The organism is Rhodanobacter sp. B04 (genome assembly GCF_002001125.1).
In the GTDB taxonomy this organism is placed as follows: domain Bacteria; phylum Pseudomonadota; class Gammaproteobacteria; order Xanthomonadales; family Rhodanobacteraceae; genus Rhodanobacter.
The window spans coordinates 129122-155309 of the sequence record NZ_MUNV01000005.1 but is presented as its reverse complement, the minus strand read 5'-3'; the positions used below and the strand labels follow the sequence as shown (position 1 = coordinate 155309).

Below are 26188 nucleotides of genomic sequence, written 5' to 3'. Positions count from 1 at the left end.
TTGCCCTGCCGTGTTCCCCCGCCTTGAAGGGGTGGGTTGGGGCAGGATCAGCTTTTCATGGTGTGGCGATCCCGCCGCCCAGCGGCGCAATCAGCAGCTCGCCGATGCTGGCGCTGTTCAACGGACCATCGCTGCCGCCGGCGCCACCGGTGTAATGCGCAAAGTGGCTGAGATAGCTCATGTTGAAGCCGTCATCGAGGGCGAAGTGGCAGCGGGCACCGGCTTTCGCGGCGAAGCGGCCCCAGGTCGAGCGCTGCACGCCGATGCTGTGCGGCATCACGATCGGCAGGCGCTGCTCGGCGCTGCCGTCGCAGCGGATCGCCAGCATCTTCACCGCGGCAGTGACACCGGTATTGATCGGGCCATGCTCGTTGGCGTAGTCGAGTGAAGCGCGATAGTCGCCGGTGGCCGGCGCGGTCCACGTGCGCGGCCAGTTGCCGACCACCTTCATCACATCGCCCACGCAGGTGTCGGGGCTGTGCAGCGATTCGAGGCCTTGCGCATCGCTGCGCGTGGCGCTGACGCAGAGCAGTCCCGGCTGACGTGCGAGCTCGCCGTTGCCGTCGATGCTGCCGTGGCGCTGGCCGTTGAGGTACAGCGTCAGCTTGCCGTCGACCTGCACATGCCAGCCATCAGCAGAGATGGTCAGCACCGGTGCGGCGGGTGCAGTCGGTGCATACAGCGGTGCGGCGGTGCGCAACGGCAAGTCCGGTAGCTGGATCGCCTTGAGCGTGACGACCGTGCTGGTGCCGTGCGTGTCGATGTGGTCGGCAACCAGCAGGTTGCCGTCGACGTGCGCGGGAAGTCGCAACGTGATCTGTCGATCCGGCAGATCCAGCTTGATCGACGTGCGCTGGCCGAACAGCATCGGCACCAGCGAGGTCGGCAGTTTGGGTTCGACGAGGCCATCTTCGGCGAGGCCGAACACGCCCTCGGTCACCATGGCGAAGTAGGCCGCCACCGACCACAGCTGCCGCGGCGAGTTGACCACCGGGCCGCTGAGCTTGCCCTCGTCCAGGTGCTGGCCCTGGGTCAGCAGCTCGTAGTTCTCCATGTTGGAGCCGTACAGCGCGGCACCGCGCATGACCGATTCGATTTCGTGTGCGATGCGCGCTGGCTGGTTCACCACGCGCGCGGCACGCAATGCATAGGCGCTGACGAACGGCCAGATCGCGCGGTTGTGGTAGATCGGCTGGTCGGCGCGCTCGGGCCAGATCACCGGGCTGCCGGCCGGCCAGGTCGGGTAGTTCGCCAAAGTCTGCTGCGCCCGTTCGTCGTCGGCCACGCCGCTGGTGATCGCCAGCGCGATGCCGAGCAGGTCGTAAGTGTCGTACGGCGTTCCGTCACCGCCGAGGTAGCTCATGTAGAGGCCGCGCTCGGCGCGCCAGAAGTGCGCGTTGATCGCTGCCTTCAGTGCTGCGGCCTGCGCGCGGTAATCGCTGGCGGCTTTTGCATCGTGGTGTGCGTCGGCTTGCACGGCGGCCAGCTGCAGCGCCTGGTAGTGCAGCACATTGGTGGACAGCGCGAACGACTGGCCGATGGCGACGACGTTGTTTGCCGTCCACGCCGGATAGGTCTGCTCGCGCCAGTCGAGGAAGGAGGTCTCACCGCGATAAAGCCCGAGCCTGGCGTCGAATACGTACTGCCGATCCTGCGCCAGGGTATTGCCCAACGCGCGGTAGACGTCCTCGGCGAACGCCCTGTCGCCGAGCAGGTGCTGCGCGCCGAGAAACCACACCACACGGTCGGTGCTGATCGGCCAACTGCCCCCCGAGCCGGTGTCCTGCATCATGTACAGACCCTGTGGCGCAGACGGCACGCGCACGTCGGACAGCTTGAACTGCAGCCCGTTGCGCGAACGCGCGGCATCGAAGCGCCACAAGCCGAGATCGATCGAGTACGACAGGTCACGTGTCCACACGTACGGCCACTTCAGGCCGGTCTCGAAACACTGGCAGGGAATCGGCTGGCCGTGGTCGAACGCGCCGTCGCGGATCGCCGTCACCGAATCCTGCTTCAGGTCGTCCTGCGCCATCGCGAACAAGCCGTCGAACAGTGGACTGGCAGTATTGGCGTGCAGTGGCGGGGACGGGATCACGCGTTGCCCGTACGGCCATGCCAGCGTGTAGCGACCTTGCGCATCCTGGCTCATGCTCACGTGTACGCCGTGCCAGTCCAGCCCGTCCTGCCATGCCGGCGCATTGGCGCCTGCCGCCATGGCGGTGGCCAGCAGCATGCTCAGCATGCGTGCATCCCGTATCTCCCGGCGTGGCTCAGGTATGTCATCGGCATGTTCCTCCCGCAGCTGTTATGTCACGCCGCGGCGTGCCCCGCATGTTGCAGGCGCAGCATCGACATCCGCGGCTATCTGCATCGACCCGGCATGGTAGGGATCGTCGCAATGCAGCAACCAGCCTCTGCATACGTATTCATCTGGCCGAATGCCGTCATTCGCTAACCTGTGGCGACGTGTCCATGCGGCTTGCGGCCATTGACCTTGTGTTGACGGGCGCAGCCTGCATGCTTCATTCCTCCCCATCAGGATCCGCACTGATGAAAAGCCTGTTGCGCTTGTTCACCGTCGTTGGTTTTGTCCTGTCCTCATCGCCGTGTGTTGCGCAGATCCAGATCAATCCCCTGCCTGATCAGAAACCGGCGGTGACGATGCCGTTGAGCGCGCATGAACTGACTGCGGCCGATGCCGAAGCCTGGCTGGACGGACTGTTTCCGTACGGGTTGAAGAAGAACAACATCGCGGGCGCCGTGGTGGTCGTGGTGAAGGATGGCCAGGTCCTGCTGGCGAAGGGTTACGGCTACGCGGATGTGGCGGCGAAGAAACCGGTCGACCCGATGACGACGCTGTTCCGCGTCGGCTCGATCTCCAAGACGTTCACCTGGACGGCGGTGATGCAGCTGGTCGAGCAGGGCAAGCTCGATCTCGATGCGGACGTCGACAAGTACCTGGACTTCAGCATTCCTCCCCGCAACGGCAAGCCGATCACGCTGCGCGAGCTGATGACGCACACGCCGGGTTTCGAGGAAACCATGAAGAACCTCGGCGGCAACGATCCGGCGCGGCTGATGAGCAACGAGGCCTGGGTCAAAGAATGGGTGCCCGAGCGCATCTACCCGCCAGGCGAAGTCTCGGCCTATTCCAACTACGGCGCTGCGCTGGCCGGTTACATCGTGCAGCGTGTTTCCGGCCAGCCGTTCGATGACTACATCGAGCAACACATCCTGCAGCCTCTGGGCATGCAGCACGCGACGTTCCGCCAGCCGCTGCCGGCGTCGCTCGCGCCGGACATGGCGAAGAGCTATGCCAAGGCCAGCGAGCCGGCGCGGCCGTTCGAACTGGTGAATGCGGTGGCCGCTGGCGCATTGTCGGTCAGCGGCGGGGACATGGCGCGCTTCATGATCGCCCAGCTGCAGGACGGCCACGTCGGGGATGCGCAGATCCTGCGCACGCAGACTGCACAGCTGATGCACAACTTCACGCACTCTTCGGTGCCCGGCCTGTTGCCGATCGCGCTGGGCTTCTACCACATGGATCGCAACGGCCAGGACATCATCGGCCATGGCGGCGATACCGAGCTGTTCCATAGCGTGATGGCGCTGTACCTGCAGCAGGACGTCGGCGTGTTCGTGTCCATCGACGGCGAAGACGATGGCAGCCTGCGCCGGCAACTGCTGAACGGCTTCACCGATCGCTATTTCCCGGCCTTGCCGCAATTGCCGCAGCCGACGCTTGCGAGCGCGCGCGAACATGGTGCAATGCTGGTGGGCCACTACATCGCCAGTCGCACGGCGATGTCCAGTTTCATGAGCATGCTGAACCTGCTGGGGCAGTCGCGCATCACGATGGACAAGGATGGCAGCCTGGTCACCCACGATTTCCAGGACATGGCCGGGCAGCCGCGGCATTGGCGCGAAGTGAAACCGTTCGTCTGGCTGGATGACGCCAGCGGCAGTCATCTCGGTGCGCTGATCAAGGATGGCAAGCTGCGCTGGATCTCCTACGACGAGGCGGCGCCCGTGGTGGTTTTCATGCCGGTATCGGGCTGGCAATCCGCAGCGTGGAACCTGCCCGTGATGTACGCCGCGCTGGTGATCTTCCTGCTGGCCGCACTGCTGTGGCCGATCGCCGCGCTGGTGCGCCGGCATTATCGCCAGCCCCTGGCGCTGTCGCCACAGGCAGCCCGCTGGTACCGCTGGAGCCGCGTGGCGGCGCTGCTGCAGCTGCTGTTCGCCGCCGGTTGGCTGTTCGTGCTGAGCCGGGTCGCCACCAGCTTCAGCTACCTCAACAATGGCTTCGACGTCACCCTGCGGCTGGTGCAGCTGACCGGCGTGCTGGCCATCATCGGCACGCTGGCCGTGATCGCCAACGCGGGTCATGCCTGGCGCGAACCCGGTGGCTGGTGGCGCAAGGCGAACAGCACGATGCTGGTTTTGGCCTGCCTCGCCGCGCTCTGGTTTGTTTTCAGCCTGCGCCTGCTGTGCCTGCACCTGAACTACTGAGGCGTTGCGCCTGACCGAGCGGGGTGGGTCTGCCGTGTTGGATCAGGACCGCGAAGGCCGCATCGAGTGCGGCCTTCGTGTTGCAGACACTGGCCTGATGCCATGGGGAAGCCGTCTGAGGCTTCCTAGGGTTTCGTCGTGAGCGTAATGCGCTGGGCCACGGCTGCGCTCACCCGCACCCAGGTGACCGTGCCATAGCGGTCGTGCCCGCTGGCCCAGCCTTCGCCCTGGCGTTGCCGGAGCGCATCGAGACTCGCGAACGAGGGCATGGTGCCGCTTGCGCTGGCTACAGCGGTGGCGGCATCGCCATGGATCTTCAGCAGATAGAACTTCAGCGCCGGCTTGAAACTGCCGGCCGGTGCCGTGGTTTCGAAGTGCACCGCATCACTCTGCTGCTGCACGGACAGCGACTGGCTGAAATACGCGCCATGCTCGTAATCGTAGGTGTTGCCGTCGTCATCGTAATAATCGAAGCTGGTGCGCTGCGTGTCCGGAAACACATCCACAGCGAGCTCGGTCAGCGGCTGCTGACCGACATAATCCATCGCCGGCTGGGTCGGGATGATCGCACCCTGACGGATGAACAGCGGAATGTCGCCCCAGTGCTGGCTGTCGACCGTCAGATGGATCGTTTGTCCGCCCTGGTAGACCTTGCCGTTGAACCAGTCGGTCCAGCGGCCGGCAGGCAGATAGATGTTTTTCGAGGTCTGGCCTTGTTCGACCACCGGCGAAACGAGCAGGTAGTCGCCGAACAGCCATGCACCGACATCGTTGCGCACGTTGGGATCGTGCGGCCAGTCGAACAGCAGCGGGCGCACCAGGCCGACACCGCTGACGCGGCGCTGGTATTCGTAGCTGTAGATGTACGGGATCAGCGCGTAGCGCAGGCGGATCGCGTCGGTGGCTGCCTGCTCCGCGACTGGGCCGTATACCCATGGCTGGCGTTTCTGGCCGAAGTCGCCATGTACGCGGAAGATCGGCGTGAACGCGCCGAACTCGATCCAGCGCGCGTAATTCTCGGGTGTCGGCGTACCGTCCTTGAAACCGCCGCCATCCATGCCCCACTGCATCGCGCCGACGTTGATCGCGCTCAACATGCGTTCGCGTTGTCCCGCCATGCTGGCGAAGCCGGTAGGGATGTCGCCCGACCACAAGCCGTAGGCATAGCGCTGCGAGCCCAGCCAGAAGTTGCGGTTGATCGACCATACGCGCTGGTTCGAGATCGCGCGCTGGCCGTCGTACAGCGTGCGCTGCATATTGAGGAACTGCGTGTTGCTGGGCGTGTTGTCGGCCTCGTCGTTCCACCAGCCGGCCATGCCGGTGACGAAGCTGTGCTTCAGCGCGTCGTTGAAGAACCAGGCACGTGCCGCTGGCTTGTCGAAGTCGATGTCCTTCACCGGCTTGTGCGAGAAGTAGTCCGGCGTGGCCGGTTCGCCGGGGCGCCACAGGTCGTGTGCGGTGGCGTAGCGGCCCTCCGCCGTGTCGACGTGGATGCGCGGTTTCATGATGCCGGTGAGGTGGATGCCGCGCCGGTCGAGTTGCGCCTTCAGCTGGCCGTCGGGGCCGCCCGGGAATTTGTTGGCGTTCCAGCGAAACTCGCCGTAGTCGTCCTCGCCCCAGGCCTTCCAGTCGAAGTCGAGCGTGAAGTTGTCGAGCGGGATGTGTTTGGCGCGATAGGTGTCGACGATCTGCAGCAGCTCCTGCTGGTCGATGCCCCACTGGCTGTTGGTGAAACCCATAGCCCACTTCGGAAACAGCGGCGTGTGGCCGCTGAGCTGTGCCAGTGCGCCGAAGATCTCCGCCGGCGTGCCGAGCACGATGTAGTAGTCGGGGTCCTTGCGTGCCTGGTCATCGATCTCGATCGTGGTCGGCTTCAGCGTGAAGCGGGCACCGTCGCTGTCGAGCAGCACGCCGTAGCCGGCGGTGCTCCACACGAGCGGTGCGCCGGCGTGGCCTTGCTCGCCGGCGGTGGCCGGCAGGCGGCCGCTGCGCAGCAGTCCAGCCGAGACGCTCGCCGTCGCGTTGTAGCCGCCGATGCCGTACAGCGCATCGCGCGGCCCATGTTCCAGGCTCAGGCGGCCATGCCGCAGCGAGTCGATATCGCTCTGCAACAGCATGCTGCGCTGTTGCGCATCCTCGATCCGCAGCTGTCGCTTTTGTTGATCCCAGTGCACGGAGCCGCGATCGGTGGCAAGGCTGATCTCCCTTGCGTTGTCCTCGTCGCGCACTTGCGCGAAGGTCGAGGGCGTGGCGTCGCCGTCGATCACCAGAGCAGGCGTGCTGCCAAGACCATCCGGCCTGTAATGCACATGCACGATGTTGGGGGCAAGGAAGCGGATGGAAAGCCGATCCTTGCCCAGGTCGATCATGATGCCGTGGTTGACGAGTTGCGCCATCGGTTTTGCCTGTGCTGCCGACACGGTAGTTGCCATGGTGGCGATGGGTACGAATGCGAAAGCGAGCCACAGCGATGCCATCGCAGCGACGGATCGCGCAAGACGAAGCGATGCTTTCATCCGATCAAGCTCCTGCTGCCTGCGGCAACGTCATTGCAGGATCGCCGTGCTGTAGGCCGGGATGTGCAGCACATCCTGCTGCAGCGTGCCGCCGCTGGCGCTTTGCAGCAGCAAGGCATGGATGTGTCTGTCATGCAGCGGCAGGTTTTGCGGCTGGCCGGACAGGTTGTGCACCACCAGTACATGGCTGCCGGCGTCGTCGAGCCTCCACGCCACCAGCTGCGGATTCGCCACGGCAAGCGGCACGATCGCGCCGTCGCGCAGTGCGCTCACCTGGCTGCGCCAGTGGATCAGCTTCGTGTAGAAGTGCAGCAGCGAATCCGGGTCGGCCTGTTCCGCTTCCACCGAGACGGCCGGGCCGTCGTGCGAGGTCGAGGTTTTCCAGGTGGCTTCGCCGGCTGCTTTCGGCGAGCGGTTCCAGCGCATCGGCTCACGCAGATCCTCGTCGGGTTTCTGCCCACGCATGCCCAGTTCCTCGCCATAGTAGATGAATGGCTGGCCGGGCAGGGTCAGCAGCATCGCAGCGGCCATGCGCATGTGCTGCGGGTTGCCATCGAGCTGGCTCATCACGCGTTCCTGGTCGTGGTTGGACAGGAACGGTGCGTCGACCCCGGACTTACCGGTGACCTTGCGATAGTCGGCCTCGGTCTGTGCGAGCAGTGCAGCGAGATGGCCGGCACGTTCGCTCTTCGCACTGTCGATCAGCTGCTTCGCCAGCGGAAAGTCGAACACCGAGCTCAGCGGGCGCAGGTAGGGTGCCAGTCGGTCGGGTGTCTCCTGGGCGACTTCGCCGACCACGTAGGCACCGGGCGTGACCGCGTCGATGCCATGGCGGAACTGCGTCCACCAGGCCAGATTTTTCTCGAGGATCGCCGGATCGCCGTCCTGCGACTTGAAGTCGTAGTAGATGTGCTGGGCCGCATCCAGCCGGAAACCGTCGACACCCTTCTTCAGCCAGAACCGGCCGACACGGATCATCTCTTCGCGCACGGCCGGCGTGTCGTAATCCAGGTCGGGCATCATGCCGGTGAATACGCCGATGTAGTGTTGCCCGGTCGGCGTGGTGTGCCACGCCGGCGTGCCGGTGGCGCTGACCGCATCGAGGTCGCTGCCGGGGCGCGCCCAGTTGTACCAGTCGTGGTGCGGGTCCCGCGGGTTGTTGGCGGCGATGAACCACGGATGCAGTGCGCTGGTGTGGTTGATCACCAGGTCGATGATCACCTTGATTCCGCGCTCATGCGCCGCGTCCAGCAGGCGCTGGAAGTCGGCCATGGTGCCGTATTGCGGATTGATGCCGTAGTAGTCGGTGACGTCGTAGCCGTGATAGCTCGGCGACGGATTGACCGGCATCAGCCAGATGCCGCCGACACCCAGCGACTTCAGGTAATCGAGACGGGCCGTGATGCCGTTGAGATCGCCGATGCCATCGCCGTTGCTGTCGGCCCAGGAGCGCACGAAGATTTCGTACCAGACATCGGACGCTGCCTGCGGCGAGGCAGTGGCAGGTACATGCGGCGTGGAAGTTGCCTGGCTGTGTGCCGATGCCGGCGAGAGCAGGGCAAGCGCAGTGGCGATGCCGCAAGCGAGGAAGAGGAGTCTGGGCATGTCGGCCTGCTGGTGTGGTCGTGCGTCCGCCGTGCAGGCGGAAGCACGGAGCGATGATGCGGGCAGGTCGGCTGATGATTCGTCGGCCGGAAGGCCGGCAACCGCCCCGGGCGTGTCACGTCGAATCGCGTCTGGCTCAAAAGAGCCGGCTCCGCGGCATGCCGCGGAACCGGCTTGGGGAGAAAGGGGCCGGGCATCGTGAGGGCGATGTCCGGCGTTGTGGTTACAGCTTGATGTTGACGCCGAGGTAGGTCGTCTGGCCGAAGTACTGGATGGTGCCGGTCTGGTTCGGATTGCCGAAATAGGTGCGGGTCGGCTGGTTGGTCAAGTTGAGGATCTGGAACAGCAGGCTCACGTTCTTGGTGAAGTTGTAGGCCGTTTGCAGGTCGAACACCGTCTCGGGAGCGAAGTAGACGATCTGGTTGTTCACCGACATCTGCGAATCGGACACGAACGACGAACGGTAGGTGCCGTTCAGGCGAACCGAGAAGGTGCCGTTGTCGTAGAACAGCGCCGCGCTGGCGGATTTCTTCGACAGGCCCGGCAAGCCCTGGTTCTGCGGCGGCCCGCTCAGTGCCGAGAGCGACTGCACCGCGCTCTGGGTCAGCGAGAAGCCTGCGCTTACGCCCAGGCCGGACCAGACGCCGGGCAGGAAGTGGGTCTTCTGGTAGAACAGGTCCAGGCCGTGAACCGTGCCGCCCTTGGTGTTGTTGAACGAGGTCTGGTACTGGCCGTTGAGGTAGGGCCTGCCGGTGTTCGGATCGATCGGCACCGTGATGCCGGCACTGGCGAAGTCGAAGTCGTTGTAGACGATCTGCTGCACGAACGAATCGATGTGCTTGGTGAACACATGGGCGGTGAACGCACCGCTCGACTCGGCGAAGTAGTGCTCGAAGCTCAGGTCGAACTGGCCGGCGTACATCGGGTCGAGCAGCGGGCTGGTATTGCTCCACAGGTTGTACTGGCCGTCGGACTCCCATGCGCCGTGACCGGCAAGCAACGAACTGATCGGCGGCGGCGCCATCACCTTGGCGGCGGAGAAGCGCAGCTGGTTCGCATCGTCGAAGTGATAGGTGAGGTTGATCGACGGCAGCACGTCGGTATAGGTCTTGCCTTGGGTCACCGGGATGTAGTTGCTGCTGGTCACGCCGGTCTGGTCGGTGATCGGCACGCCGGCGTTGTTGTCCACTTCCTGCAGGCCGCTGCTGTATTGCGAGGTGCGCACCACGCGCACGCCCACATTGCCGGTGACGCTGTGATCGAACAGGTTGGTGTCGATGTCGGCCATCAGGTAGGCATCGCGCGATTTCACGTCGACCTGGCCGCTCTGGATATAGGTCCAGTTGTTGGCCCAGCTCTTCAGCGGCGTGGTGTTTGTGATGCCGTTCGCGGCCAGGATGGCTGGGCCGTTGAGCGCAAGGAAGCAAGGCATGGCGGCGAAGTCGCCGCGCCAGCAGGTGGTGACCGCATCGCTGCTGTTGAGCGCCAGCGGTGCGCCGGCCGACGGGTTGTCGCCCCATTCCGAGCCATACACATAGGCCGAGCGATCGGCGTTGTAGGTATGGTTGTTGATGTAGACACCACCCTCGAGCGCCGAGAACAGCGAATTGTCCGCAAACTCGTAGGTCGACTCGAGGCGGAAGCCCTTGTCGAGGTCGTGGTAGACGTACGGATAGACGCCATAGCGCGACAACGCCATGTCGCCGAGGTTGGTGTAGATGCCCGGATTCGGCACCGTGAGCGAACCGATGTTGAGGCCGTTCAGCCCATAGGTGAGCGACTGGCTCATCAGCGAGGGCGATGCAGTCCCCAGGCCATTGTAGGGATCGGCGGTGGTGTCGACGTTGATTTCGGAACTGGTCGCGCGCGACATCGAGGCATCGGCCATCACCGTCCACGGGCCGCTGCTCCACTTCGCGTTCAGGCCGCCGGAGAACACGCTGGTGTGGGTGGTGTAGTTATCGGCGGTGGTTTCCAGCGAGAAATTGTTGCTGTATGGATTGTTTGTGCGCGGATCGATACCGCTCGATGGATTGCTGCTTACCGTGCCACCAACAACGGCTCCATTCGGCAGCAGTACGGGGTTGGTGATCTGCGCCTGATTCTGGTCGAACAGCTGCGCACGGAAGCCGCGGCCGAACGAGGCGTCGTCGTACTGCGAGTAGAAGCCGTTACCGCTGATCTGCAGATTGTCGGTGGGTTTCCACACGATCGTGGACAGATAGCCATTACGCCGCTCGCTGCCGCCGTTTTGCTGTACCTGGATACCTTGCGAAGGGTAGGCCTGCTGACTGCTGGTGGAGTTGAGGGTCTGCAGACCGTCAAAGGCTTCGCCGACCCACTGCTCGGAGACGTGCGGCTGCTGCATGCGGGCAAAACCCAGGCCCACGCCCAAGGTGTCGTTGAGGAACTTGCCCTGCCAGGCGGCGCTGAAGCGGTAGCCTTCCGGGTTGGCGCCGTATACGTCGTTCGCCTGGTTGTTGTAGCTGCCACGCATGTCGATGTTGACGGTTTGCTCCTGCTTGGCATCAAGCGGGTTGGCCGTCTGCATCGCGATCGAGCAGCCCACGCCGCCCTCGATCAGGTTGGCCTGCTGCGATTTGTACACGGTCGCCTGGTTGATCAGCTCGGCCGGGTACTGGTCGAACTGGATGTAGTTGGTGCCGCTGGTCGACGGTTGCACGCGACCGTCTAGGGTGGTCTGGATGAAGTTGCCCGAGAGGCCGTTGCAGTTGATCTGCGAGGCTTCGCCGCCGATACGTTCGGCGGTGACGCCGGGCAGGCGGGTCAGCGCGTCGGCAATGGACTGGTCCGGCAGGCCGCCGATGTCCGCCGCGGTCACCACGTTCTGGATGGTGTCGGCATAACGCTGGATGTCGACCGCGGTCTCGATGCTCTTGCTGTAACCGGTCACCGTGATCGCGTCGAGGCTCTTGGCCAGCTGGGTCTTCTGGTCGGCTTTTTTCGGCGCCGCATTGTCGTTCGAGGTGGCGGTCTGGCTCTGCGTATCGGTGCTCTGCGGGCTGGACGTCGGCGCATTGGACGCAACGGATGCGCTGCCCGGATTCGAGCTGTTGTCAGTGGGTGCCGCATGGACGCCGAGCGAGAAGCAGAATCCAGCGGAAGCAAGCGCCAGGGCCAGCACATTGCGTTTCAGTACCATCGTTATCCCCTCCCAGGGTTGCACATCATTTTGTAGTGGTTGCGGTGATTGCCCCAACGTTTTCGGTGAGCAGCGCGGTCGCATGAGCCGATGACCCGTCAACGTGGTGTCATGGTAGGGCGGCCTTTTGCAGGCGGATCGTTTACTGAATACGTATTCATTGTGCTGCTGTGCATCGCAAAGTCGCCTGATGCCGGCGGAAAGCGGGGCGTTTCCCGACCCCGGTCCGGGTTGCCTGCGCAGCATGCGGATACGCGTGGAATCCAGAGCCAGTCTGCATTCGTGAAGATTTTTTCATTTTTCAAATGGACGTCCATTTGATGGCGCGGCATGAAATGCTGCAGTGCGATGGGCGCCTGGCATGAATACGTATGCAGTGTCGCGGCCGCCGTTGCATGCAGCCATTAAGCTCCTGACAGGCTGCGAAGGATCGCCCGTCGGGCATATCGCTGCAGTTCGGGCAGGAATCCAAGGGACACACGAATGAGTGATGCATCCTGGTGGCGCGGCGCCGTCACCTATCAGATCTATCCACGCAGTTTTCAGGACACCGATGGCGACGGCGTGGGCGATCTGCCGGGCATCATCGAGCGGCTCGATTACGTGGCCAGCCTGGGTGTCGACGCGATCTGGATCGCGCCCTTCTTCAAGTCGCCGATGGCCGATTTCGGCTACGACATCGCCGACTACCGCAATGTCGACCCCTTGTTCGGCACGCTGGCCGACTTCGACCGGCTGCTCACGAAGGCACACGGCCTGGGCCTGAAGGTGATGATCGACCAGGTGCTCAGCCATACTTCGGTCGAACACGAGTGGTTCCACGAAAGCCGGCAGAGCCGCAACAACCCGAAGGCCGACTGGTACGTATGGGCCGATGCGCGCGATGACGGCGGCGCACCGAACAACTGGCTGTCGCTGTTCGGCGGTTCGGCGTGGCAGTGGGAGCCCCGTCGCGGCCAGTACTACCTGCACAACTTCCTGACCTCGCAGCCCGACCTGAATTTCCACCGCGCCGAAGTGCGCGCGGCGATCCTCGACAGCGTGCGCTTCTGGCTGGACAAGGGCGTGGACGGCGTGCGCCTGGATGCGATCAACTTCTGCTTCCACGACCGCCAGCTGCGCGACAACCCGCCCAAGCCGAAGGAGAAGCGCGTCGGCCGCGGGTTCAGCCCGGACAATCCCTACGCGTTCCAGTACCACTACTACAACAACACGCAGCCGGAGAACCTGGCGTTTCTGGGCGAGTTGCGCGCGCTGATGGATCGCTATCCGGATGTGGCAGCCCTGGGCGAAATCTCCTCCGAGGATTCGCTGGCGACGATGGCCGAATACACCCGCGATGGCCGCCTGCACATGGGCTACAGCTTCGAGTTGCTGACCGACGATTTCAGCGCCGGGCACATCCGCAGCACGGTGCAGACGCTGGAAGCGCAAATGACCGAAGGTTGGCCGTGCTGGGCGATTTCCAATCACGATGTCGAGCGCGTGCTCACGCGCTGGGGCAGGGGGCAGGCTTCCGGGCAGTTGGCCAACCTGCTTACCGCCATGGTCTGCTCCCTGCGTGGCTCGGTGTGCGTGTACCAGGGCGAGGAGCTTGGCCTGACCGAGGCCGAGCTGCCCTTCGAGTCGCTGCAGGATCCCTATGGCATCGCGTTCTGGCCGCAGTTCAAGGGCCGCGACGGCTGCCGCACACCGATGCCGTGGAGCGACGATGCGCATGCCGGCTTCAGTCGGGGCATGCCCTGGTTGCCGGTGCCACGCGAGCATCGTGCCCTGGCGGTAGCGCACCAGGAAGCCGATCCGCATTCGGTATTGAACGGTTTCCGCACCTTCATGCATTGGCGTCAGCAGCAGCCGGCATTGCGCTGGGGCGATATCCATTTCCTGGATACCGCCGAACCGGTGCTGGCCTTCACCCGCCGCTTTGCGCAGCAGAGCTTGCTGGTGGTGTTCAACCTCGCCGATGCCGTCGCCGAGCTGACCTTGCCTGACACGCTGGGCAAGCCGGTGGCCGTGGATGGTCATGGCCTGCTGCAGGCTCATCTGGTGGGCCGCCAGCTGCAGCTGCCCGGCCATGGCGTGTGGTTTGCCAGCCTGAGCTGATGCGCCCGAGACACGGCAGCAGGCTGCATGCGTGCCTGTGGCTGGCATGCCTGCTGATGTGTCGTGCCGGCACCGGCTTGGCGGCGCCTGCCACGGTGACGACTGTTCCCGATGCCGGCGGCAGCGTGATGCGCCTGCGACTCGATGCGGCGGCCTTCGCACCGGAGCAGATCAAGGTGGCGGTATACCTGCCGCCGGGCTACGCCAGCAGCGCTGCATCCGGCCGGCGCTATCCCGTGCTGTACGCGAACGATGGCCAGGACATGGTCGCGGTGGGGCTGCAGGCGACACTGGCGCAGCTTTATCGCCAGCACGCGATCCAGCCCGTCATCGTGGTGGCGATCGATATGCTGGCCGACCGCGCCAGTGCCTATGGGTTGTCCGATCGTGCGACATCACGCAGCGTGGTGGGCGGCTCATCGATCGGCCCGATCGGCAGCCGCGCACAGGACTATTCCGCCTGGGTCGCCACGCAGCTGGTGCCGTATATCGATGCGCATTGCCGCACGCGCCGATCCGCCCGTGACCGCACCGTGCTCGGCTGGTCGCTTGGCGCATTGAATGCGTTCAATCTCGGCTGGCAGTATCCGCAGGTATTCGGCCGGGTCGGTGCGTTCTCGCCCTCGTTCTGGCTGGCAGCCGACCGCAGCAGTGCCAGCGCGGTCGAGCACACGCGGCTGGTGCAGACGATGGTCGAGCATGGTCCGCGGCGCGCGGGCCTGAAGATGTGGTTCGCGGTGGGGACCGCGGAAGAAACCAGCGACCGCGACGGCAACGGCATCATCGACGCGATCGATGACGTGCAGAACGTCATCGAAGGCTACCGTGGTGAGGATGGCTTCAGCGCACAAGGACTGAAGCAGCTGGGCTATTCGATCAACCCGGATTACGCCCGGCACCCGTCACGAAGCACGGATGTCGCACTGTTCCTGCTGCAGGGCGGCAAGCACGACCAGGCGTCCTGGAAACAGATGTTGCCGCCGTTCCTGTTGTGGGCCTATGGCGGCCCCTGAGCGATTCCGGTTCCTTCCCCGATGGACCAGGCAAGGAACCGGGCGATGTCACTTGCGTTCTGCCGCCGTCGCATCGCGGGTGGCGCGGAATTCCGAATCCTTGCTCCAGTCCGGCCACTGGTCGGAATTGGCGAGCTGGTCGCCTACCGTGTAGAGCAGTTGCAGGTCGCGCGCCATGCCGGTGAACGACCAGCTGGCCTGCCATTCGTCGGACGGCTGGTGGTAGTGCTTGGCGACGTATTCGTCTTCGGCGGCCTTGCCTGCCGCTAGCCCGCCATCGACCCAGTCGTTGCCCGAGCCGAACGAGATCGCCGGCACGCCGCGCTTGGCGAACGAGAAATGATCCGAGCGGAAGAAATGGCCGGCCTCCGGCTTCGGATCGGCGGTGTAGCTCATGCCGAATTTCTTCGCGTCGGCGATCAGGTCATCCAGCAGGCCGAGCTTGGCGCTGCCGGAAATGGTGAAGTTGCGCGTCGGACCGTGCGGATCGAGCGCGTCCATGTTGAGCACGCCGGCGGTCTTGGCCAACGGATACAGCGGGTTCGCCGCGTAATACTCGGAGCCGAGCAGGCCCTTCTCCTCGGCGGTGACGTTGAGGAACACCACCGAGCGCTCGGGGCGTGGCGCATGCGCAAACGCGCGGCCCAATTCGATCAGTGCCGCCGTGCCGGTGGCGTTGTCGACCGCGCCGTTGTAGATGCGGTCGCCCTTCGCGTCGGGCTGGCCGATGCCGAGATGGTCCCAGTGCGCGCTGTAGATCACGGTTTCGTCGGGACGCTTGCTGCCCTCGATGCGGCCGACGATGTTGTGCGAGGTGATCACGCTCTTGTCGACCTTGAAGCTGGCCGACAGGCTTTCGCCCTTCAGCGTCACCGGCTGGAACTCGCGTGTCTGCGCCTGTTTCTTCAGCGCCTCGAAATCCAGCCCGGCCTGCTTGAACATGCTGACCGCGAGGTCGCGCTGGATCCACGCTTCCAGCTGCGGATGCACGGCGGAAGGCCGGTCGCGCACGATGTCGAACATCGTGTTGGTGTTGGAATTCTTCACCGTGGCCCAGCCGTACGAGGCCGGCGCGGTCTCGTGCACGATCAGCACGCCCAGCGCGCCCTGGCGCGCGGCTTCCTCGTACTTGTAGGTCCAGCGGCCGTAATAGGTCATCGCCTTGCCGCCGAAGTCGCCCACGCCGGTCTCGAAATCCGGGTCGTTGATCAGTACCACGGCGATCTTGCCATGCAGGTCGACGCCCTTGAAGTCGTCCCAGTGGCGCTCCGGCGCCTTCACGCCATAGCCGACGAAGACCAGTGGTGCGTCGGCGATCGCCACCGCGGTCGAGCCATCCATCGGCGCGCGCACGGCGATCTCGTTGCCCTGCGTCAGGGTCTGCTTCTTGCCGTCCAGGGTGAGGCTCAGGCTCGGCGTGCCGATGATCTCGGTGCGCAGCAGAGGTACCGCCTGCGTCCAGCTGCGCTTGCCGTCCTTCAGGTCGCCACCGGGCTGCAGGCCGGCGGCCTTCATCTGCGCCACCATGTAGTCGATGGTCCTGGTCTCGCCCGGCGTGTTCGGGCCACGGCCTTCGAAGGCGTCCGAGGACAAGGTCTTCACCTCATCGGACAGGCGGTGCGGGTCGAACGTCGGTGCCGGCACGGTGGCCGCCATCAGTGCCGACGATAAGGCCAGGGCAAGGGTGGAAAGCATCAGTCGCTTCACGGTGGTACCTGTCGCGGGGGAGGGAGCCCCCGATACTAGTCAGCGACCGGACATCGGTCTACCCATCCTTTGGTCCATCCGGCAAAGTTCGCAGTCACGATCCGGCACACCTTAAGGTGTGCCAGGTTCGATCCGTGCCATGCAGCGGATTTATTCGGTGCCGACCACCTTGCCGCTGCTGGCGTCGACTTTCAGCCGCACGTGGTTGCCCGCCGGATTTTCGGCCTTGGCGCTCCACATGCCGTCCTTGTAATCCACATCGTGGACATGCGTATAGCCCTGGGTTTCCAGCGAGGCGTGCACATCGCGTTCGCTCAGCCGCGACACCTGCCTGTCCGGATAGACCTGGCCGGTTCTTGCATCGATGTGGACATCCACGCTTTTGCCGTTGGCGCTGCGGGCGTGTGCGTACCACATGCCATCACGAAATTTGAGGTCGCGCACCTTGGTGTAACCCTGCCCGGCGAGCGTGCTGTGCACCTGCGGTTCGGTCATGGCCTGCTGCGCGGTGACAGCACTGGACATGCCGAATGAAAGCGTGCCGAGCGCAAGTGCGAAAGTCAGTGAAGCAATCCTGTTCTTAATGGGCATGTTCTTCATGGACAGTTCCTCGTTGCCTGCAGGAAGCCCGAGTCTTGAGCGGGCCAAATCAACCTGCGGTGAACGAGTGGCGTGATACGCCACCATTTCGGGTGCCATCGGTGATGCCGGTTCGCCGCGGATGCCGCGCCACTGCCCAGCGTCAGCAGATACTCAGCCAGCCTGAACATACTCTGTGCATGTGATCGCGCAGCGGCCTGGATTTACTGGCAGGCTGCCCCGAATAGCCATAGATTCACCCGTGAAATGTACGGCTGGGGCTACAACCGTCGTCATCGATACCGTCGTTTGTCCATGGAGCCTTGATACGTGAGTCAGCCGATTTCACGCGATGCCCGGATCAGTGTCCGCACGGAATCCGGCCGTGATGACCGCAGCGTTTTTTTCATCCTGCTCGCGCTTTATTTTCTGGTCCTGTTTCCCATCCTGCGCGCGAACCGCTATTTCGATGACGACCTGAAACGGGCGCTGGTCGGCCGCACCGGCTGGGATTCCAACGGTCGCCCGCTGACGACCCTGCTGATGAGGCTGCTGCAGGGCTATGACCACGCCATGGTCGACATCTCGCCTCTGACGCAGATCGGGGCCATCGCGATACTTGCGTGGGCCGGCGTGCTGATCGCGCGTCGTTATGCCATACGGTCGCCATGGATGGCGGCGCTCGTGGCATTTCCGCTCGGTGCGCAGCCGTTCTACCTGGAAAACCTTTCCTACAAATTCGATGCCTTGAGCATGAGCATGGCGATGCTGCTAGCCCTGCTGCCGATGATCGCCCTCAAGGACAATCGTCGGGGCTGGTGGCTGGGCGTGCTGTCGCTTTTTGCGAGCCTCAGCTTTTACCAGCCCGCCATCAATGCCTGTCTGATCTTCATCCTGCTGGACGTCGTGCTGGCACAGTTGCATGACAAGCCACCGCGCCAGCTCGCACTGCAATTCCTGTCGCGAGTCTGGCAGGCAGGGCTGGCCATGCTGGTCTACGAACTCGCCATTGGCATCCACATCCATGGCTGGGTGAAGCAACAGAGCGAGAAGATCCACGGATGGCATGACCTGCCGGTGATAAAGGCCAATGCCGTCGATTTCTATACGTTCATTGGCGACAGCATCAATCAGCAGTGGTGGAGATTTTTCATTCCCGTGCTGATCGTGATGGCATTGATTCCGGTTGCCATCGGCATGCGTTATGCGATCAGGGGCCGCCTTGCGCAGCCGGCCTGGGTCAGCGCAATCCTGTTCGCGGTCAGCCTGCTGCTGCCCCTGGCCGCTCTCGCCAGTGTCCTTGGCCCCATGCTGCTGTTGCTCAAGCCGGAGATCGAGCCGCGCGTGTTGATGGGCGTGGGTGCATTGCTGGCGGCGGCACTTGTCGCCATGCAGGCCGCCCTGCGGCAATGGCGCCGGTCGGACAGATGGACCTTGTCAGTGGCCTGCATGTTTGCGCTGGGCATGTGCGTCTTTGCCAGCGCCTATGGCAATGCTCTCGGGGAGCAGAAGAAATACGAGGATCGGATTGCCGCGCATCTTGCCGAGGACCTTGCCGAGTTGCAGCTGAGCCACGCCATCCATTCTTTTCTGCTCGACGGCAGCATCGGGTATTCACCGATCACGGCGCATGTCGCCGAACAATTTCCGCTCGTCCATACGCTGATCATTCCCTATGCGTCCGTAGGTGATGCGTTTCATACCCACATGTTCCTCATGTATTACATCCCGGATATCGCCGACATGCGCTTCGAGGCCAGTGCGGTGGATCTGCTGCGGGAGCCTGCGATTCTGGCAAGGAGCTGCCAGCTCCCCGCCGTGCGCACCACCAAGGATTACAGCCTGTACCTGATCGACGACACGGTCGTGGTGGCACTCGGCATGGCTCATCAGCAACGTTGCGGTACGCATGCTGCACCGGGGCAGGTTGGGTTGCCCGCGAGATCCGGGTAACCGGGTTTCCAATACCTGCTTTCGCCACTTCATTACGATCGGATCGCATGAAATTGCAGTTGGCGTAAATGGCGCCATTCGGCGTTGCCATTTACGTTGTTTGGGCGCGGTATGGTTTGTCGTTAATCCATGACCTTCGGCATGGCTTTCGCTTATCTTTGATACGACATATCGTTACACACTGATTATTTCTCTCGAAGATGCGCTCGCGTGAACAATACGTGGGCCGAGTGTTTGCCGGGGCCGAAGCTGATGAGGGGTGAGACAACAGGGGGGGCTGCACTCGCTGCCATCGCGGCGCGATCGCGCACGCTGAATTTCCTCGCAGCGATGGTTTCGGTGCTGGTTGCCGGTTGCGCCGTGGGGCCCGACTTCAAGCGGCCTGCCGCGCCGGATGTCAGCGGCTACACCGCGCAGCCGCTGGCCACGACGGTCGCCAGCAAAGATGTCGTCGGCGGAGAAGCGCAGCGCTTTGCCAGCGGTAGCGATATTCCCGGCGACTGGTGGACCCTGTTTCATTCCAGCCAGCTGAATGCGCTGATCGAACAGTCGCTCAAGAACAATCCCGACCTGAAAGCCGCTCAGGCAGCCTTGTCCGTGGCCAGGGAAAATGTCCTGGCGCAACGGGGCAGTTATTACCCCAATGTCTCGGCCGATTTTTCGGCCAGCCGCCAGAAGACGCCGGGGACCATCTCGCCCACGCCCAGCTCAAATGCCCTGCTGTACAACGTATTCACCCCGCAGGTCAGTATTTCGTATGTGCCGGATGTTTTCGGACTGAATCGCCGTACCACGGAGTCCGTGAAAGCTCAGGAGCAGGCCGTCCGCTACCAGATGATCGCGACGCAGATCACCTTGAGCACCAATGTGGTGGCTGCCGCGGTGCAGGAGGCGGCACTGCAGTCGCAGGTGGATGCGACGCGCCAGCTGGTCGACATCAACAGCAAGATGCTGCAGATCCTGCGCTACCAATTTGCCAAGGGTTATGCCAGCCGGCTGGACGTGGCCGCGCAGGAGTCGCAGCTCGCGCAGGTCAACGCCACGCTGCCGCCGCTGCTGAGGCAGCTGGCCCAGCAGCAGGATCTGCTGGCCGTGCTCGGCGGCCAGTTTCCGAACCAGGCACCGGCTGAAAAATTCGATCTTGCGAGCCTGCAATTGCCGCAGGATCTGCCGGTGAGCCTTCCATCGGAGCTGGTGGCGCAGCGTCCGGATGTGCTTCAGGCCGAAGCCAATATGCACGCCGCCAGTGCCCAGATCGGCATCGCCATCGCGAACCGGTTGCCGAATATCACGTTGACCGCCAACGCCGGCAGCACGGCGCTGGCGATTGGCCAGGTGTTCAAGTCGGGTACCGGCTTCTGGGGTATGGGCGCGGATCTGGCTGCCCCGATTTTCCAGGGCGGAACGCTGCTGCACCAGGAACGCGCGGCGAAGGCGGCCTATGTCGAGGCGGCCGAGCAATATCGCAGCACGGTGCTGACGGCTTTCCAGAATGTCGCCGACACCTTGACCGCGCTCGAACAGGACGCCGAGGGCCTGAAGGCGGCCGCGGCCGCCGCAGATGCCGCCAAGGTCACGCTCGACCTCTCGCAGCGGCAGTGGAAGGACGGCTATGCCAGCTATCTCTCGCTGCTGAGCGCCGAGCAGGCCGATCTGCAGGCCCGGATCAACCTGGTGCAGGCGCAGGCTAATCGTTATGCCGACACGGCGGCGCTGTTCCAGGCGCTTGGCGGTGGCTGGTGGCATCGCGCGGAACTGATCAAGGCGGATTCAAACCATGCCGATTCAAGCCGGGGTGATTCGACCCGGACGGATGCGACCCAGGGCAAAGATGAAAAATAAATCACTCTACGGAATGCCGCTCATGCAGCGTCAGGACAGATTTCCGCGCGCTATCGTCGTGGCCTGCATGCTGGTCGCCGTCATGCTGTCCTGCGCCGGCTGTTCGTCCAAGACCGACAACAGCGCGCAGGCCAGCACGGCGACGGTGAGCAATGTCACGCTGACAGCGGATCAGCGCCAGCACATCCAGCTGTACACGGTCGCCTCGTCCAAGTTCCACCAGACGGTGGAGGCTACCGGCGCGGTGGATTTCGACAACGACCAGGCCACCAGTGTGCTGGCCCCGATCTCCGGTCCAGTGTCGCGGCTGCTCGTTTCGCCAGGCGACAAGGTGAAGAAGGGCGATCCGCTGGCGGTGGTCGATTCGCCCGATTTTGCGGTAGCCATCAGCACGTACAGCAAGGCACTGGTCGCTGCCAGCAACGCCCGCCGGCTTGCCGATGCGGACAAGGATCTCGTGCAGCACAACGGCGTTTCGCAGCGCGAATACGAGCAGGCGCAGACCGACGCGGCCAGCGCCGAGGCCGATCGCGATGCCGCGCTGCAGGCGCTGGTCGCGCTGAATGTCGATCCGCGCACGATCAAGGACATCCAGGCCGGTCGGCCGGTGTCGCGCGTTGCCGAGGGCATGATCCGTTCGCCGATCTCGGGCACCGTGGTGGAGAAGCTGATCACGCCCGGGCTGCTGCTGCAGGCGGGCACCACGCCATGCTTCACCGTGGCCGATCTTTCGCGGGTCTGGGTGCTGGCGCAGATTTCCGGTGCCGACCTTGCCTCGGTCAGCGTCGGCGACACGGCCGAGGTGGAGAGCGGCATCGACGGCACCAAGCTTTCCGGCACCGTGGACAACATCTCGGCCCTGGTCGATCCCGACACCCGCGCGGTGGTCGCGCGGGTGGTCGTCGCGAATCCGAAAGGCCTGTTGAAGAAGCAGATGTATGTCCGCGTGCAGATCCATTCGCACCAGCCAAGCAACGGAACGCTGATTCCGGTTTCGGCGATCCTGCGCGACGACGAGAACCTGCCGTTTGTCTATGCCGTGCAGGGTGACGGCAGCTTTGCGCGGCAGCATGTGACCCTGGGTCATCGCGTCGGCGATCAATACGATATCCCCGCTGGCCTCAAGGCGGGCGACCAGGTCGTGGTCAATGGCGGCCTCTTCATCCAGTTCATGCAAAACCAATGAGCGACCAGCAGCTGCCAGCGCCGTCGCGGACGGCGTCGTTCATGAACCGGCTGGTGGGCGCCTCGCTGGGGCAACCCATCCTCGTCATCCTGATGACCCTGTTGCTGGTCGGATCCGGAGCGCGCTCGCTGCAGCGCCTGCCGGTGGATGCGTATCCGGATCTTTCGCCGCCGATCGTCGAGATCATCACGCAGTGGCCCGGCCATGCCGCCGAGGAAGTGGAGCGGCTGATCACCGTACCGGTCGAGCTCGGCATGACCGGCATCCCGAATTCGGCGAACGTCCGCTCGATCTCGCTGTATGGCCTGTCCGACGTCATCATCACCTTCAACAACGGTGCCGGCGACCTGCCCACCCGCCAGGAAGTGTTCAACCGTTTGCCGAGCCTGAGCCTGCCGGCAGGCGTGACGCCTTCGGTGTCGCCGCTGTCCGCGCCATCGGGGCTGATCTACCGCTACGTGCTGCAGAGCTCCGACCGCCCGCCGATGGAGCTGAAGACCTTCGAGGACTGGATCATCGAGCCGCAGTACAGGTCCGTGCCCGGTGTGGCGGACGATTCGGGTTTCGGCGGCGGCACCATGCAATACCAGGTGTTGCTGGACCCGGCGAAAATCGCCGGCGTCGGCCTGTCGGCGGTGCAGGTGGAGGCGGCGCTGGCCGCCAACAACAGCAATGCCGGCGGCGGCTTCTACACGCAGGGCAGCCAGTTCTATTACGTGCGCGGCGAAGGGCGCCTGAACACCGTGGAAGATATCGGCAACGTGGTGCTGGCGGTGCACAACGGCACCCCGGTCCTGCTCAAGGATGTCGGTCGTGTAGTCATCGGCATCGCTCCGCGCCTGGGCGAGTTCGGTTTCGAGAAACAGGACGACGCGGTGGAGGGCGTGATCCTGCTGCGCACCGGCGAGAAGACCCAGGACGTGCTGAAGCGGGTCGAGGCGAAAACCAGGGAGCTCAACGACCAGATCCTGCCCAAGGACATCAAGGTCGTGCCGTTCTACGATCGCACCGACCTGATCGCGCTGACCACGAAGGTAGTGGAAGACAACCTGCTGCGCGGCATGCTGCTGGTCGTCGTGATCCTGATCTTCTTTCTCTACGACGTCCGTGCGGGCCTGATCGTCGCCACCACCATTCCGCTGGCCCTGCTGTTCGCGTTCATCTGCCTCGATCTGCAGAATGCATCGGCCAACCTGCTCTCCATCGGCGCGATCGATTTCGGCATCCTGGTCGATGGCGCGGTGGTGATGGTGGAAAACATCTTCCGCCAGATCGCCGAGCGCAAGGGAACCCCGCTCAACGTCAGGGAGATCATCAAGGACGCGGCGGCCGAAGTGGATCGCCCGCTGTTCTACGCGGTCGCGGTGATCGTGGTCAGCTTCCTGCCGATCTATGTGCTGTCCGGGCCTTCCGGCACGCTGTTCAAGCCGATGGCCGACACCATGGTGTTCGCCCTGGTCGGCTCGTTGATCGTCACGCTGACCCTGCTGCCGGTGCTGTGCGCGTGGTTCATGCGCAAGGGCGTGCAGGAACGGCGCAACCGCATCTTCGAGGCGATCAAGTCGGCTTACATCAAGGGTCTCGATTTCTGCCTCGCGCGCCCATGGGGAACCACGATCGCCTCGGCCATCGTGCTCGCCGTTTCGCTGATGCTGATACCGCGCATCGGCGCCGAGTTCATGCCGCAGCTGGACGAGGGCGCGCTGTGGGTGCGCGCAACCATGCCTTACACCATCTCGTTCGACGAGTCGGCCAGGATCACGCCCAAGGTGCGCGACATCCTGCGCTCGTTCCCCGAGGTCACCACAGTCGCCTCGGAACTGGGCCGGCCCGACGACGGCACGGATTCGACCGGCTTCTTCAACGTCGAGTTCTACGTGGGCCTCAAGCCCTATTCGGAGTGGAACGGCGCATACCGCACCAAGGCTGCGCTGATCGAGGCGATCAACAAGAAGCTGCTCGCCTTCCCCGGCATCACCTTCAACTACACCCAGCCGGCCGAGGATGCGGTGGACGAGGCGGAGACCGGCCTGAAGAGCGCGCTGGCGGTCAAGGTCTTCGGCGCCGACCTGAATACGCTCGAACAGAAGGGCAAGTCGATCAAGAAAATCCTGGAGCAGGTGCGCGGCATCCATGACGTGACCCTGGTGCAGGAACTCGGCCAGCCCAGCCTGGCCATCAAGATCGATCGCGCCAGGATCGCCCGTTACGGCCTGAACGTCGACGACATCAATGGCCTGATCACCACCGCGATCGGCGGCGACGTGGCCACCGAGGTGATGCAGGGCGAGAAGCAGTTCGACCTCGTCGTGCGCCTCGACCACCAGTACCGCGACAATCCCGAGGAGATCGGCAACATCCTGGTGGCCACGCCCGGCGGGCAGCAGCTTCCGCTCAAGGAGTTCGCCGACATCCAGGTCACCAACGGCGCCTCCTTCATCTATCGCCAGTACAACTCGCGCTACATCGGCGTGCAGTTCTCGGTGGAAGGGCGCGACCTGGCCGGCGCGGTGGAAGACGCGATCGCGCAGGTCAACCGGAAGGTCAGCCTGCCGCAGGGCTACCACCTGGACTGGGGCGGCGAATACACCGAATACACGGCGTCGCGCGCGCAGCTCAATGTGATCCTGCCGCTGACCCTGGCGCTGATCTTCCTGCTGCTGTTCACCCTCTACAGCAACTTCAAGTTCCCGTTCATCACCGTGATCGGCGTGCTGCTGTCGGCGCCGGTGGGCGGCATCGTGGCGCTGTGGCTTACCGGCACGCCGTTCTCGGTGTCCTCCGGCATCGGCTTCCTGGCCCTGTTCGGCGTCTCGGTACAGACGGCCGTCGTCTACATCTCCTACGTCAACGAACTGCGCCGCGGCGGCACCAGCCTCAACGAAGCGATCCGCGAAGGCGCGATCCTGCGCCTGCGCCCGATCATGATGACCGCGCTGGTGGCGGCACTGGGCCTGCTGCCCGCGGCGCTGGCCACCGGCGTCGGCACGGATACCCAGAAACCGTTCGCCCTGGTCATCGTCAGCGGCCTGTTCACGCGATTGCTGATCAGCATCTTCCTGATGCCGGTGCTGTATGCACTGGTGGCGCGGCCGGACGATCGGTTGGAGGTGTGATGCAGCGCCAGCAGGCGATGAGCGTTCTTTAGGAGTGCTTATCGCCCGCATGGTTCGTTATCGTGGGCGCGATGAATTGTGCTGGGCGGCAAGCCAGTTCACTTGCGTCAGCCCCCTTATTCGCCGCCGACGCTCCGAGCTTCCCCGAGCCGTAAGCAAGCCGTTGCCCGGTTCACTGGCCCCTGAAAGGGGGCCTTTCTCATTGGGCGGATCGTCTCTTGGATCCAAGTGCCATCGGCTGTGGCGCGAATTTGCTATAAAGCGCACTTACAGGGGTGTTCACCGTCCGCGTGAACCAAACCAACGCAAGCCAAGTTACCGCAGGGATGGGGGACGTATGTCGCGAAGCAAGAGGCGTTTTGGGCTGCTGTTCGGTCTGTTTCTGTGCGCTGCCATGCACGTCACCTCAGCGATGGCCGATAGTGGATGGTGTCCACCCGGCATCACTAGCGGGCAAACATACAGTGGCGCTGAAAACCACTGTCAAACTCAAATGGTGCCGTTGGTTGAATCGCAATATCCGACTTTGATAATTACTGCCCCATGTCACGTCTATATCAATAGCTCTCCCGCGGATGGACACCTGGAAGGAGCTTGGGTGCTTGGAGTGTGCAATACCGCACAAGGTATCTGCAATCCTAACTATGGCGGCGGCAATACTTGGTGGTGTCCTCCTCCGACTGCACCTTCTTCCGGCAAAGCCAACGGCTCCCCCAATAAGTGCAACTGCGCCGCCGACCCCATCGACGTTGGCACAGGCAACGTCTTTCGTCGTGAAGAGGATTTCCACGCCGGTCACTGGCTGAAGTTCGATCGTTATTACAACAGCGATCCCAGCGCCGGCGTCGATACGTTCGGCCAGCACTGGCGTCACGCTTACTCCAGCCACA

The 26188-nt window shown here is 63.7% G+C and carries 13 protein-coding genes; 7 read left to right on the top strand and 6 right to left on the bottom strand.

Annotation, left to right across the window (positions count from 1 at the left end; genetic code table 11):
- Positions 1-55: 55 nt before the first annotated feature.
- Entirely contained in the window at positions 56-2245 is a 2190-nt protein-coding gene (locus B0E46_RS00710) for a Six-hairpin glycosidase-like protein (RefSeq protein WP_077553789.1), read from the bottom strand.
- 308 nt (positions 2246-2553) lie between these two features.
- On the opposite strand from B0E46_RS00710, the gene B0E46_RS00705 reads away from it, so the two are divergent.
- Positions 2554-4515 (top strand): serine hydrolase domain-containing protein, encoded by a 1962-nt coding sequence (locus B0E46_RS00705; RefSeq protein ID WP_168171104.1) that lies wholly within the window; start codon positions 2554-2556, stop codon positions 4513-4515.
- A gap of 125 nt (positions 4516-4640) precedes the next feature.
- Here the strand turns inward: B0E46_RS00705 and B0E46_RS00700 are convergent, their stop codons facing one another.
- The 3 genes from B0E46_RS00700 to B0E46_RS00690 form a co-directional block, all read right to left on the bottom strand.
- Positions 4641-7031 carry a TIM-barrel domain-containing protein gene (locus B0E46_RS00700; RefSeq protein WP_343124464.1) on the bottom strand — a complete coding sequence of 797 codons (2391 nt, stop codon included), beginning with the start codon at positions 7029-7031 and terminating at the stop codon, positions 4641-4643.
- 30 nt (positions 7032-7061) lie between these two features.
- Positions 7062-8636: an alpha-amylase family glycosyl hydrolase gene (locus B0E46_RS00695; RefSeq protein ID WP_077553787.1), complete on the bottom strand. Its 1575-nt coding sequence runs from the start codon at positions 8634-8636 to the stop codon at positions 7062-7064.
- Between the two features lie 223 nt (positions 8637-8859).
- Positions 8860-11799 carry a TonB-dependent receptor gene (locus B0E46_RS00690; protein ID WP_139350367.1) on the bottom strand — a complete coding sequence of 980 codons (2940 nt, stop codon included), beginning with the start codon at positions 11797-11799 and terminating at the stop codon, positions 8860-8862.
- 483 nt (positions 11800-12282) lie between these two features.
- Between B0E46_RS00690 and B0E46_RS00685 the strand changes: the two genes are divergently transcribed.
- On the top strand, positions 12283-13902 hold the full coding sequence (locus B0E46_RS00685; RefSeq protein WP_077553785.1) for an alpha-glucosidase family protein: 1620 nt from the start codon (positions 12283-12285) through the stop codon (positions 13900-13902).
- Complete coding sequence (locus B0E46_RS00680) at positions 13902-14915, top strand: alpha/beta hydrolase-fold protein (protein WP_254424991.1); 1014 nt, start codon at positions 13902-13904, stop codon at positions 14913-14915. Before B0E46_RS00685 ends, B0E46_RS00680 begins: the two co-directional genes overlap by 1 nt.
- Before the next feature lie 48 nt (positions 14916-14963).
- Here the strand turns inward: B0E46_RS00680 and B0E46_RS00675 are convergent, their stop codons facing one another.
- Positions 14964-16622, bottom strand: a complete 1659-nt coding sequence (locus B0E46_RS00675) for a M28 family metallopeptidase (protein ID WP_077553784.1) — start codon at positions 16620-16622, stop codon at positions 14964-14966.
- 150 nt (positions 16623-16772) lie between these two features.
- Positions 16773-17309 carry a PepSY domain-containing protein gene (locus B0E46_RS00670; protein ID WP_254424990.1) on the bottom strand — a complete coding sequence of 179 codons (537 nt, stop codon included), beginning with the start codon at positions 17307-17309 and terminating at the stop codon, positions 16773-16775.
- Positions 17310-17531: 222 nt separating this feature from the next.
- Between B0E46_RS00670 and B0E46_RS00665 the strand changes: the two genes are divergently transcribed.
- From B0E46_RS00665 to B0E46_RS00650, 4 genes are all read left to right on the top strand, one after another.
- On the top strand, positions 17532-19154 hold the full coding sequence (locus B0E46_RS00665; protein WP_077553783.1) for a glucosyltransferase domain-containing protein: 1623 nt from the start codon (positions 17532-17534) through the stop codon (positions 19152-19154).
- A 252-nt stretch (positions 19155-19406) separates the two neighbouring features.
- Positions 19407-20996 carry an efflux transporter outer membrane subunit gene (locus B0E46_RS00660; protein ID WP_077554139.1) on the top strand — a complete coding sequence of 530 codons (1590 nt, stop codon included), beginning with the start codon at positions 19407-19409 and terminating at the stop codon, positions 20994-20996.
- A 22-nt stretch (positions 20997-21018) separates the two neighbouring features.
- Positions 21019-22182, top strand: a complete 1164-nt coding sequence (locus B0E46_RS00655) for an efflux RND transporter periplasmic adaptor subunit (protein WP_254424989.1) — start codon at positions 21019-21021, stop codon at positions 22180-22182.
- Positions 22179-25298, top strand: a complete 3120-nt coding sequence (locus tag B0E46_RS00650) for a CusA/CzcA family heavy metal efflux RND transporter (protein WP_077553781.1) — start codon at positions 22179-22181, stop codon at positions 25296-25298. The genes B0E46_RS00655 and B0E46_RS00650 overlap by 4 nt, the downstream gene beginning before the upstream one ends.
- Positions 25299-26188: the final 890 nt, after the last annotated feature.

Coding starts and splice junctions, on each gene's coding strand:
- B0E46_RS00710 (WP_077553789.1), bottom strand. CDS start 2,245: ATGCTGAGCATGCTGCTGGCCACCGCCATGGCGGCAGGCGCCAATGCG.
- B0E46_RS00705 (WP_168171104.1), top strand. CDS start 2,554: ATGAAAAGCCTGTTGCGCTTGTTCACCGTCGTTGGTTTTGTCCTGTCC.
- B0E46_RS00700 (WP_343124464.1), bottom strand. CDS start 7,031: ATGAAAGCATCGCTTCGTCTTGCGCGATCCGTCGCTGCGATGGCATCG.
- B0E46_RS00695 (WP_077553787.1), bottom strand. CDS start 8,636: ATGCCCAGACTCCTCTTCCTCGCTTGCGGCATCGCCACTGCGCTTGCC.
- B0E46_RS00690 (WP_139350367.1), bottom strand. CDS start 11,799: ATGGTACTGAAACGCAATGTGCTGGCCCTGGCGCTTGCTTCCGCTGGA.
- B0E46_RS00685 (WP_077553785.1), top strand. CDS start 12,283: ATGAGTGATGCATCCTGGTGGCGCGGCGCCGTCACCTATCAGATCTAT.
- B0E46_RS00680 (WP_254424991.1), top strand. CDS start 13,902: ATGCGCCCGAGACACGGCAGCAGGCTGCATGCGTGCCTGTGGCTGGCA.
- B0E46_RS00670 (WP_254424990.1), bottom strand. CDS start 17,309: ATGGTGGCGTATCACGCCACTCGTTCACCGCAGGTTGATTTGGCCCGC.
- B0E46_RS00660 (WP_077554139.1), top strand. CDS start 19,407: ATGAGGGGTGAGACAACAGGGGGGGCTGCACTCGCTGCCATCGCGGCG.
- B0E46_RS00655 (WP_254424989.1), top strand. CDS start 21,019: ATGCAGCGTCAGGACAGATTTCCGCGCGCTATCGTCGTGGCCTGCATG.
- B0E46_RS00650 (WP_077553781.1), top strand. CDS start 22,179: ATGAGCGACCAGCAGCTGCCAGCGCCGTCGCGGACGGCGTCGTTCATG.